Origin of the sequence: Fundicoccus ignavus, from assembly GCF_009659375.1 — a bacterium.
In the GTDB taxonomy this organism is placed as follows: Bacteria; Bacillota; Bacilli; order Lactobacillales; family Aerococcaceae; genus Fundicoccus; species Fundicoccus ignavus.
Genome location: NZ_WJQT01000030.1, coordinates 16212 through 28046, shown reverse-complemented (window position 1 = coordinate 28046; position 11835 = coordinate 16212). Strand labels below are relative to the sequence as shown.

The following is an 11835-nucleotide window of genomic DNA, read 5'->3' as shown; positions in this document are numbered from 1 at the left end:
GCTAGCCTCTCAATCCAATAAACTAATTATCTCATATCTTAGGAGATGAGGTAATCGAAAAGAGGTTCATAGGGTTATCCAGTAAAAACCGGAAGGTTAAAACCCTAAATATAATATACAAGGATGAGTTGTGGTGGACATCGCATGGTCTGTTGTATCGAAATTAATTCTGGGTTTAATTGCTTTGTTAATCGTTGTAAGAGTTTTGGGACGTAAAAGTTTAGCACAAATGACGCCTTATGACTTTGTTTATACTTTAGTGCTCGGTGGGGTACTGGAAGAATCTTTATATGATGATCAAGTGAATTTATTTCATCTAGTATTAGGTGTCTCGTTATGGGGCGTTTTAATCTTCACCTTGGAATTCATTTCAACCAAAAGCGACAGGTTAAACAAACTCTTCAAAGGAGAGCCATCTGTCATTGTGTATAATGGGCAACTCGTCCGCCCTGCTTTAAAACGTAATAAATTAGAGATGGAACAATTAAGAGCCTTGTTACGAACTTCTGGTTGTTATTCCTTGAAGAATGCCAAACATATGATTATGGAAACTGGCGGACAAATCAGTTTAACCACCTTTGATGATCAGGATGTATCACTGACTTTACTCTTAATTGATGAAGGACGTATCGAAGAACAGGTTTTAGATAACCACCATTTAGATAAACATTGGTTGACCCAGGAGTTAAAGCAATTAGGTTACGTTGATATTGACCAAATCGTCTACGCTGAATGGTCTGAAGAAAAAGGCTTCTATGTTGTGAAGGACAGTGATTTGTTGGATTTCCCTATTCGATTGGATGGATAACTGAACCCACTCAATCCCACAAATATAAGAGCCAAATCGAGGTTATACTAAGAAGCTGACGCAACCCCATCTTTTACGGGGCATGCGCCAGCTTTTATTGTTTTTATAAATTAAGCCGAGAATGCTTTCGCAACTGCGACAAACATCTTAAGACCAATTAGGAAGCTTTCTTCATCAATCGCAAATTTCGGATGGTGATGTGGATAATCATAGCTCTTCTCGCTGTTTCCTGCTCCAATCCAAATATAAGTCGAAGGTGCTACTCGAGAAAAGGCTGAGAAGTCTTCACCACCTAATGAAGCTGCTAGAGAGGTTACTTTATTGGGGAATAGGTTTTCTGCAATCTCTCGCACACCGGCCGTTGTTGCCTCGTCATTCATGACAGAATCATAACCTAATTTAAAATCAAACGTATAAGAAACATTATAGGCATCACAAATTCCTTTTATGATGCTGCTCATATGAGCTTGTACCAATTGACGCGCTTCATCTGTTAGCGTACGAACACTCCCCGCTAAATAACTGCTGTCCGGGATAACATTCATCGCTGCTGCATTCCCAGCTTGGAATACAGTGTTTGAAATAACAATTGGATCAAACGGCGAAGCAATACGCGACACAATCGTTTGAAGCTGTTGAATAATTGCTGAACCTACGATAACTGGATCAATAGAATTCTCAGGTTGAGCTGCATGACCGCCTCTACCTTGGATTTTAATCTCATATAAGTCTGAGTTTGAACTGTTAGGACCCGGCTTGATATCAATCGTGCCCAGTGGCAACGTCGAGAACAAATGATGTCCATAGAAGAAATCAAAATCATCAAACAAGCCTGTGGCGACCATTTCTTGCGCACCACCTGGCGGTAATTCTTCTGCATGTTGAAAAACCCCATAAATTTCGCCACTTAAATCATCCGTATGGTTCGCTAAAAATTTCATAGCGGCCATTAATATCGATGCGTGTCCGTCGTGCCCACATGCGTGCATCACGCCAGGCACTTCAGATTCAAATTCAAGATCTAGGCGTTCCTCTTGGATTGGCAGTGCATCAATATCCGCACGTAAACCGATTTTTTCCCTGCTTTAGCCCCAGTAATTTTCACTAAGACACTCGTTTCAGTCGGCCTTGTGACTTCAACATTAGGTAGTTTTAGCATCTCATCGTAAATGTATTGACTCGTTTTGTATTCTTTGAAAGATAATTCAGGATGACGGTGCAACCAACGTCGATGTGTAACAATGTAAGACTGCATACCTTCCAACTCTTGTGCCCATGCTTCAGATAAATAGTTATTCAACATTCATTCACTCTCTTTCTTAGTTTAAGTAGACTGGACTATCTGGTCCTAATGGTAGACCTAACAAGTACCAAACAATAATCATTAACATCCACGCTATCGCAATCGCGACAGAATAAGGTAAAACGTTCGACATCAGCGTTCCAAGACCTGCTTTTTTGTCATAACGTTTAATGACCGCTAAAACTAACGGGATATAAACTTGCATAGGTGTTAATGGATTAATAAAACCATCTCCAATGCGGTAAAGCATTTGTGTAAAGGCTGGGTGAATGCCTTAAAACAACACGGTATCTTTCAAAGCATGTCTCGCAAAGGATATTGCTTAGATAACTCACCGATGGAAAATTTCTTTAGTCTCTTAAAACAAGAAATGTATCATGGTGTCGAACAAGTAAGTTATGACACACTAAAAGAGCTCATCGAACATTATATAGATTATTATAATCATCGACGTATCAAAACAAAATTGAGCGGCTTATCTCCGGTTGCATACCGAAAACAAGACACTCAATTAGCTGCTTAATATTCAATTAAATAAACTCCAACTTTTGGGGTTCACTACAACCTAGCAAATACATAGTAGGACTCTATCATTGTTATTCAAATAGTAAAGAGTGGTTTCATATCAACTCTTTCAATACGCCCTGTCTAAACCCAAGGTTTTGATAGTTTTGTTTACGATACATCTCTCGCGGTGTATCCTCGCCATCCGCTAATAAAATAATCGTTTTATCAGGATTCAGTATCATCGCAAACTGTTGTAAGCGGCTACCAATGCCTTTCTTTTGATACGCTTCTTCAACCGATAGTTCATCGATTTCCACTGTGTCCTTTGAAAGGATTAAGTCAACATAACCAACCGCAATGCCTTGATAAAAAGCTAACACTTGTATAAGCTGAGGGTCTGCAAACTTTCTTCTCGTTAGTGCTTTTTTCTGTTCAGCAAAATCTTCTCCAAATTCTAAATCCTGGGCATACTTTAACTCCACGAGAGTCTCTAATGTTTTTGATGTCACTTTTTCCACTTGAATGACAGAATTTGGCCTTATTTCCGGAAATTCATGGGGCTGAATGGCATAGAGTTCGAGTAATTCTCTCCCGTATCCTGCTCTCGTTAAATAATCATTCAATTCTCCTTCAAGTGTCATATTCGCTGGGAAATAAAACTTTAGGTGGTTCTGTCCTCTCTTTTGGTGAAAATCAAGTAAATACTTTTCAACTTCTTTAAATTCATCTATAGAGGGGATGCTTAAAAATTCAATAAAGTTGCTATCATATCTCACTAACATTTCCGGATAATGAATGTGTCGATACAATGCGTTTTCCAGCACAACATCCCCTAATGTATACGTGTTATCAAAATTAAATTGTTTCATAGGATCTCCTTCGAAAGATATTCTAGTCCCTTTAACTATAACAAAAAACGATTCTTTTTAACCAATACTGACAAATCTTAATTTTTTCGAAGTCTCGAAATACATTTGGGTATATAAATTCATTTTTTACATCTTTGAGTTTGGTTCTATGTATCCACTTCTGCATCCCAACAAACTCTTCTTTCGGGTTAATAAGGAAATAGAATTTATCTATTTCTACTCTATTTTTCACCCTTACCGCGCCACGAACTATTGTTATTGGTTATCTCGAAATCATATACTAAGTTTAATTGATTACAAAACAACCTCTCCCTCTTCAAATATATCACGAATATTGATTTCTTCATTTCCCTTTAGATTATCAGTTAAGTACACCACATCCAAATTCTTTTTTGCCCGTGAGCAGGCCACATATAACAAATTCCTCACTTGATTAAAACGTATTAAGTCATTATCTGATATATCTCTGTTATTATAATTATCAAAATAGAATTGAATGTAATCCTTTCGTCTGTCAAAATTGTTCTGTAATACAAGTACAACGTTATCGAATTCCAACCCTTTCGAACCATGAAGTGTGTAATAATTGATTCCTTCATCCTTTCCATCATCTTTTATGAAATAGTACCAATGAATAAACTGTCTGATATCTAGTTCGAAAAACGAATCAATCAACTTCTTATTCTCATCCACTTCTTCATCCATAAGTTCTTCATTACGAATAAAGTAACGATGCGCGCTTTCTTTAATTTGATCCAAATAGTTGACTTGTGATTCTAAAGAAAATATATTCTCGATAATTTTATTTAACTCTTGCCTGGATTCGGTGGCTAGAGCTTTAGACTCTCCTATTATCCCACTAAGCGTATCAATACAATTTGTCAACGTACAAATTTCAACTTCATTAATATATGTAAGCAGCTCTTCTAAACGACCATATGTCAATTGCGATGAGCTCCCCATAAATCTAGTAATCATACTAACTGTTGAATTTTGATTCTGTACAATTATGATAAATTCTATTAATTCGAGTAACTCTCTAAAAAACCAACCCATATTTTGCAAATTCTTAGTTAAAAATTCCGAATTAATTGTATCATAGTTCGCCCCTTTAAAATTAGGAAAAATTTCAACACTATTATAAAGTTTTTCAAATCCTCTTTCTTTTGCAATATCTTTGTTTTTCATTATCAGACATGCGCCATTGTCAATTTGATGATTGGCAAGATAACTTGATAGGTCAAATTCATCTTGATTAATTTTTTGAAAACGATGTTGCCCATTAATAAAATTATCGTAGATGCTCACTTGGCCAAATTCATCGTTTCTTATCTTTTCAATCAAACTAATTATATTTACCGAAGATCTGCGATTAAACGTTTTCTTAACTACTTTGAATTGATTTAATGCATTTGATGTTCTTTCTTTAATATTGCCTACTCCAGTTTCATAAATGCTTTGCATATAGTCTCCAAAATAACCTATCAAAAACTGAACTTTTCTCTCTTTCGATAAATTAAGTATGCTTTCCAACGTATCAATAACTTTCTCATCCGTATCCTGATACTCATCAACTAGTACGTAAGGATACTTATCAGAAAATAACCTTTGCAAGAGAGTCGTGTTCGTTATGATTTCTTTCGAGTACTCCAATAAGGTATCGTGACTAATGATAAATTTACTAAGACGATCTCGGTTGCTTGTTGGTTTATATTCTATATGGATTGATCTTCCAAACTTAAGTTCATCGAGTGCAATTTGTAGCTTTATTTGGTTATTTAATTGGGTTATTAGTTTCTTAAAGACACCTACATTTTTTAATGTTGTATTCGCATCCAATGGTGTAGTGTTAATATATTCATTCATTTTATGTCTAAAATCATCTGCTCCCTTATTATATACATTGAAAAACTGAGTCATAAATGTCTTAGTTAAAACCAGCTGATCAAAGATAGCAACATCATCAGTTTCACTATAGAGCTTGTTCTTTGTTAGTTTGTCCTCAATAAGAAATAACTCTTCCTCAATCTTTCTCTCATGTTGTTGAATTAATAATGGTTGTTGCCTACCAATAAAATCCCAAAGAAACTCATGGATTGTCGTGACGACTACACTTGAATTATGACCGATTCTGGTGATTATTTCATTTTTTGCAGCATTAGTATATGTAATGCACAGTATCTTTTGTGACGCATCCGTCAGTCTTTCACTATTACCTTCTAGAATGTGCTCAATTGTTTTAATCAATGAATATGTCTTACCTGCTCCAGCACCCGCATCAAAATAAAAACTATCGAAGTTATCAATATGTCCATTAACTTCGTCTTGAATTGCTAATTCTAACTTTTTGTTTTCTGGACTAATTGTAAGTTTATTCATATACTGATTCCCTCTCAAAATGCTCTCTAAGTCTTAGCAGTCCTATTTCTATATACTTTGGTGGCAGTAATTCAAAGTCTAGCTCTGTTTCTCTAAGGTAGACAAGACCTGATGATAAGTCTGACTTATCTCGTGTTAACATGACTTGCAGCTTATATGAGTCTGGTACTAATGTTGAATTAACTTCTAATCTTTTAATATAAGTTGTTCCAGGCCGAATATATTGTAGCAACTCAATGATTGAACGTTTATATTTGTTATCCTCGAAAATAACATCGTTTGTCAGTATTAATGCTTCTTCAAAACTCGTCGCATAATTGCCTTGAATTTTTCCTTGAGAAAACATCGTGATTTTATCATTCGATAATTCTAACCATTCATTTTCATCAATTTTCTCTACTAATAATTGATTCATTTCGGCTGCATTTTGGGTTTCATAGGTACGCTCAATCATAACTTTTAATGATGCATTCGTTGTGAGTTCATTATTAATTTTATCAGATAGATCCTTTATTACGTCTTGTGTTGTCTCTTTTTCTTTCTTGCTTCTCTTCAAATCCAAATCCGTATAAATTATCGTCTTAATATTAAGCGTATTTAGCAATGACACGAACATATGAGAGTGTGCACCGTCGATGCGGTAAACTTTAATATGATGTTTATTTAGAATTTCATCCTGATCAATGAGATATCTTATATAGGTATCTTCAGTTACACCTTCCACTAACACAGCGGCATCAGCAAAGAATATATCCGAGGCTTCTAGTCTCAAATATTTCTTTATGTAATTGATTGCCTTTTTGTTTTCATGTTCCCCTTCTAATATATCTTCATCCTTAATATTGACCGAAACAATTGAACTATTATCATTTACACTCAAATATACTATGTTATCTAGTGTATTACCTGAATGAATCTTACTATTCAACACAGAGGATGAATGCGTGGAAATAATAATCTGAAAGGTATCAAATTTGTCTCTAGCTTTTCTACCGATGAGCTTTGCTATGGCTTTAGATATATTCTTAATAAACAATTCTTGCATTTGAGGGTGCATAAATGACTCTGGTTCCTCTATACATAGAACATTCACTGCTCCATTGACATCCTCATTACCATACAATTGAATATAATCAACAATTTCAGAAATGATTACCATTAAATTGGTATATCCAAGACCAAATTGATTTTCCGGAATATAATTACCATTCTCTTCATATTCATAAATAACTCCATGATTCATTATTGTTCTCAGATTAAGATTTGGCCTCAAGTTCATTTGTAAATTTTTCGCGGACTCAATACTTGTGACTGCATCTTGAAGAATTTCTGTAATCTTTTCGTCAACTTTATTCTTTACCTGAAAATTCATATGATCCACAAACTCATCCATATCATCCGTCTCATTATTACGCAAAAAGTTAGACACAATCTTATTGTAGGCATTTGATAATGTTCTGTCGTCTTTTACTGTATTAGCATCAATTGTCGTCACTTTTAACAAAGGCGCTAAAGAAAAATCGTTTGCTGGCGTCTCATTATTTGCTGGATAGAAATTCAATACATAATTCTTTCCACCAATGTATTGTAAAAACCTTCGAAAGTTGGCATCGTCGTAGTAAGCAATAAACTTTTCAATCTTTTCGCTCCCTTGCTTCTCTCTTAATTCTTCAATCGTAACTTCTGTCTTTTCTGGGAATAGCTCCTTAATTTCCTCATTGCTTAAATTGATCTTCGATAATTTAATTAGTTGACTGCTAGTCAGTTCTGATAATGATTTTAAGAAACTAGTCTTGTTACTCACTTCATATTTAATTTGTATATCAATGACAATTGGTACGTCTTCATCTTTATTGGTATTCAAATCTCTAATAATTAAAACATCTTCAAATTTACCAATTACATCATCGGCTTCATCAATTCCTATTTTCAATTTAAACTCTAATACTGGTAAATCCTTAACTTCGACTCTCTTGATATCGCTTTCACTTTTGTACTCGATATACTTCTTATACCAATCTTTTAAGTAATCTAAATTAAAGTCTGAGTGATAAAATACATCTGTTGCACCACACCTTGTGCTTCTAAGTGTTTTTAAAAGCGAAATAACTGTAGATTTACCTGAATTGTTTTTACCAACCATTAACGTAGAGCTTTTAGACAAATATTTCTCTGTGTTTAGTTCCGTAATCTCTTGATTCTCACCATCCTCACTTAAGTCAGCCCAACTGGAATGTGCAAATTTAATTGTTTGCTCTTCATTACCAAACTTTCTATAGTTCTTAATTGAAATACTCTCTAAATACATGATTGATCCTTTCCATTCATTATATTATTCATATTATACTCATTAATTAAAAATATTAATATATTAAATTGTTTTTTTATTGCTATTTTAAATCTACTTCTAAACTTCAATGAGCGAGTATAAAATATTTTTTCTCAATATTGATAGCTTACAATCGCCTATAACTCGTTTCATCTTTACATTTTGACTAGTGGGTTGTGGAGAAATTAGTATTAAGTTCGACCAGAGCTCCCTAACATTTTTCAATAAGTTTATATATGTGATTATTATGTCGCTGAGAAACATAGTTTCTGTATGATTATGTGTACCATTGATTTGATTAAATTTAGCAATCATACATCTTCTATATGATTGATTGCGTAGGTTTACGTTCACACAATGATATGGTGATGTATTTTTTACCGAAAATTATAAATAAATTTTGAGGCATCATTATATTGGTCTGTCTCCATGTCAGATTTCTAAAGATTGGAACAAGAACTACGGCGTAAAGGTGTCGTTCAAAAGTTATTATGGAAAGATATGTTACTGATGTCATGCCGGTGAACGAGTTCCTTTTTACTGTACATAGTTTTGTGTTCACTTTAATCATTATTTATAAAATACAAAAGCGACGATGCATTTTCAGCATTCACCCTATGAGAATGTTGAGGTCTAATGAGCTAAATATAAGGCCTTTTTTGCCTGCAGAGTTATGTACAAATGTTCTGCAAACTTATGTACTTTTATTTTGCAATAAACAATAATCTTTAATCTCGGTATTTCCTTACTATTTTAACAGGTGTTTTCTAGCAATATGTATAGCCTACTTTATGTATATTTGCAATGTTACTATACATAATAGAGACACTAAAAACGGATTTGAACCATTGGTTGGTGGATCTGTAGTACGGATTGGTTCTATTTATCCATTAGATTTATTTTTTAAACAAGTGGACTCGAAATGGATATCAATGGTCCTGATAGTGAAGAACAAACATATTTAAACAGCTTTTACAAAGTTGTTGAATATATCCCGTTTAATACGGAAGTTTTTCTTCTTATAAATCTGATATTACCAAAAATAAAAAAATATTGTTGTTCCAAGTTGTTTGAAGTATCAATTTATAATCCATTTCCATTCAATAACGTTTATTAAGCATTCTGATAAAAAATAAAAACACTTAATCAATAATTACAATACTATGATAAAATAACCTAAAGATCACTATGAAAGGATTGTACATATGAAGAAAATTCCAACTCCATTAGTTCGAGATATTCATTTCGATTTAAATGGCATCCAATCATTCAAAGATGAAATGACAAATAGTTCTATCAAAAACAGTGAGCTATTATTAGACTACCCAACTGTTTATATCGTAAATAATAAAGACAAAAAAGATAAATATAATATTTATATTGGAGAAACGAGCGACATAATTTCAAGAACAGAACAACATTTAAAAGTCGATCCCACCTTAAGAGAAGATTGGCTTGAGTTTTACGAAGCAGAAGAAGCAAGAATGTTTGTAATAGGACATGATTATTTCAATAAGTCCTTAACTTTAGATATCGAAAATAAGCTGATGCATTATCTCTCTAGTGTTGATTCTGTCGAAAAAGTTTATAACCGACGGACAAATCAACAGAATAGATACTATACTTCTAATTATTTTGAAGACATTTTCTCAAAAGTTTGGCGTCAACTGCGAAAAGAAAACCGTCAGTTATTTCCAGTTGAAAGCATCATTAAAGACTCAGCATTATATAAAGCATCACCCTTTCATAAATTAAGCGAGGAACAATTACACGCTAAAGAAAAAATCAAAACAAAAATTATTGAAGCTTACTCCAAAAATTCTGAAACAAGCCAACTCATTCTAGTCGCTGGCGAAGCTGGATCTGGAAAAACAGTTTTATTAAGTAGCTTATTCTATGAAATTAATAAGTTACAACAAGAATATCCTGAAAATATAGAATTATCCAATCTTAATGCATACCTATTAGTCAATCACGACCAACAATTAACTGTGTATGAAAACATCGCTAAAAAGTTAGGAATCTTTCATCCTAAAAATAACAAAATTGTTTCTAAGCCAACTACCTTTATAAATAATCATTTACCTGAAGAAAAAGTTGATGTCATTATTGTCGATGAAGCTCATTTGCTTTGGACCCAAGGAAAACAGTCCTACCGTGGGAAAAATCAACTTTATGATTTACTTGAAAGAGCAAAAGTAGTAGTTGCGGTTTTTGACATTAATCAAGTTCTAACAACAGAACAATATTGGGAACAAGATGAGCTCCAAAATATTGAAAAATTAGCAAAACAAAACGATAACTATATTTACCTTTCTAATCAGATGCGAATTGCTGCTGATGAGAATACCGTTCGATGGGTTAGAACATTTATTGACGACCAAGTTGTTATGAATATTCCTAAAGATACCAAAAACTATGAGATTAGAGTCTTCGAAAATCCGGAAGCATTGCATAATGCTATAAAAAGTAAATCGTCTGATGGTCGTGGGATATCGAGATTAACAGCTACGTTCGACTGGGAATATATCGATAAGAAAAAACCTGAAGACAGTGACTATTGGAGAGTCAAAGAGAATGATTGGTCTATTCCTTGGAATCTACAACTACCAGTTACTCCTGCAGAAAAAAGAAAAAATCGAGATTTATCTTGGGCTGAACAACCGCACACTATAGAAGAAGCTGGTTCAACCTATACAGTACAAGGTTTTGATTTAAACTACACAGGTGTCATTATTGGTCCATCAGTAAAATATCGTAACGGTAAAATAGTATACGATCGAAAGAATAGTCAAAATAAAAAAGCTACTAGACGCCGAACTTTAAATGATGGCTCTCAAGAATATCTTTCTGACACACTATTAAGAAATGAACTAAATGTGCTTTTAACTCGAGGGATTCATGGACTTTATATTTACGCAGTTGACAAAGAACTACAGGCAGCTTTATTAAAAGCACAGGATGGTAAATTAAATTAATTTTACTAAGTACAATGTTTAAATATATTTTACTCGTAAATTTCAAGTTTAAGTTAGCCACTTTATTTTTAAGTGTGTTACCGACTAATCATTGATTGAGATAGTACTTAATAATGCACTGAGGCATGGGAGTCTCTTGTATGAGCTCGTAATCAGCCGGTCCCTAGCTTTCATGCCATATCCAATATAGTGTCAAACAATGACAGTCTCAAGCTTCTGATGCAATTGGCGTTCTTTGTAATAAGTCGTTTTTAAACGCTTTGTTTCTCTTGAATGATTGATACGTGACTTGATGACAATTGCTTCCTAACATCCCGACAACCTAATGACTTGCGACAACTACTTATAGATAATTGTGATTCTCCTTATAGTATTAATAACCTTTAGACAAACTGCGCGTGCTTGACAAACATGACTAAAAAACAAAAAAGTCCCTTTTGTCAGAATTTCTCTAACAAAAGGGACGAAAAGTCGCGTTACCACCCAAATTTCTATTATTCTTACAAATAATAGCTCTACCAGTACCAAACAATACTGTACACGATATCGGGTGTGTCCGTTTAAATAGCGTTAACTAAGTAAACTGATCCAAGCTCATCTTCACTTACTCTTAGTCTGCCCTTTTTCACCGAACCAGGATCTCTTTACTTGTTAAGAAATAA

The 11835-nt window shown here is 33.9% G+C and carries 8 protein-coding genes and 1 pseudogene; 3 read left to right on the top strand and 6 right to left on the bottom strand.

Annotation, left to right across the window (positions count from 1 at the left end; translation table 11 throughout):
• Nucleotides 1-133 precede the first annotated feature (133 nt).
• Nucleotides 134-808: a DUF421 domain-containing protein gene (locus GF867_RS12810; RefSeq protein ID WP_366927837.1), complete on the top strand. Its 675-nt coding sequence runs from the start codon at nucleotides 134-136 to the stop codon at nucleotides 806-808.
• Between the two features lie 110 nt (nucleotides 809-918).
• Here GF867_RS12810 and GF867_RS12805 read toward each other — a convergent pair whose 3' ends face one another.
• Genes GF867_RS12805 through GF867_RS12800 form a run of 3 tightly spaced genes read right to left on the bottom strand, consistent with a single transcriptional unit; the run spans nucleotide 919 to nucleotide 2361 of the window.
• Nucleotides 919-1848: an amidohydrolase gene (locus GF867_RS12805; RefSeq protein ID WP_366927841.1), complete on the bottom strand. Its 930-nt coding sequence runs from the start codon at nucleotides 1846-1848 to the stop codon at nucleotides 919-921.
• Nucleotides 1830-2111, bottom strand: a complete 282-nt coding sequence (locus GF867_RS13880; protein WP_216650302.1) for a hypothetical protein — start codon at nucleotides 2109-2111, stop codon at nucleotides 1830-1832. Before GF867_RS13880 ends, GF867_RS12805 begins: the two co-directional genes overlap by 19 nt.
• Nucleotides 2112-2127: 16 nt before the next feature.
• Nucleotides 2128-2361 carry an AbgT family transporter gene (locus tag GF867_RS12800; protein WP_153833485.1) on the bottom strand — a complete coding sequence of 78 codons (234 nt, stop codon included), beginning with the start codon at nucleotides 2359-2361 and terminating at the stop codon, nucleotides 2128-2130.
• 6 nt (nucleotides 2362-2367) lie between these two features.
• Here GF867_RS12800 and GF867_RS12795 point away from each other — a divergent pair.
• A pseudogene (locus GF867_RS12795) lies at nucleotides 2368-2634 on the top strand (transposase); the annotation flags it as partial.
• Between the two features lie 97 nt (nucleotides 2635-2731).
• Here the strand turns inward: GF867_RS12795 and GF867_RS12790 are convergent.
• The 3 genes from GF867_RS12790 to GF867_RS12780 all read right to left on the bottom strand — a co-directional run bounded on the left by GF867_RS12790 (nucleotide 2732) and on the right by GF867_RS12780 (nucleotide 8174).
• On the bottom strand, nucleotides 2732-3487 hold the full coding sequence (locus GF867_RS12790; protein WP_153833483.1) for a GNAT family N-acetyltransferase: 756 nt from the start codon (nucleotides 3485-3487) through the stop codon (nucleotides 2732-2734).
• A 294-nt stretch (nucleotides 3488-3781) separates the two neighbouring features.
• Nucleotides 3782-5866: a UvrD-helicase domain-containing protein gene (locus GF867_RS12785; RefSeq protein WP_153833482.1), complete on the bottom strand. Its 2085-nt coding sequence runs from the start codon at nucleotides 5864-5866 to the stop codon at nucleotides 3782-3784.
• Nucleotides 5859-8174 (bottom strand): AAA family ATPase, encoded by a 2316-nt coding sequence (locus GF867_RS12780; RefSeq protein WP_153833481.1) that lies wholly within the window; start codon nucleotides 8172-8174, stop codon nucleotides 5859-5861. Before GF867_RS12780 ends, GF867_RS12785 begins: the two co-directional genes overlap by 8 nt.
• A gap of 1226 nt (nucleotides 8175-9400) precedes the next feature.
• Between GF867_RS12780 and GF867_RS12775 the strand changes: the two genes are divergently transcribed.
• On the top strand, nucleotides 9401-11173 hold the full coding sequence (locus GF867_RS12775) for a DUF2075 domain-containing protein (RefSeq protein ID WP_153833480.1): 1773 nt from the start codon (nucleotides 9401-9403) through the stop codon (nucleotides 11171-11173).
• Nucleotides 11174-11835: the final 662 nt, after the last annotated feature.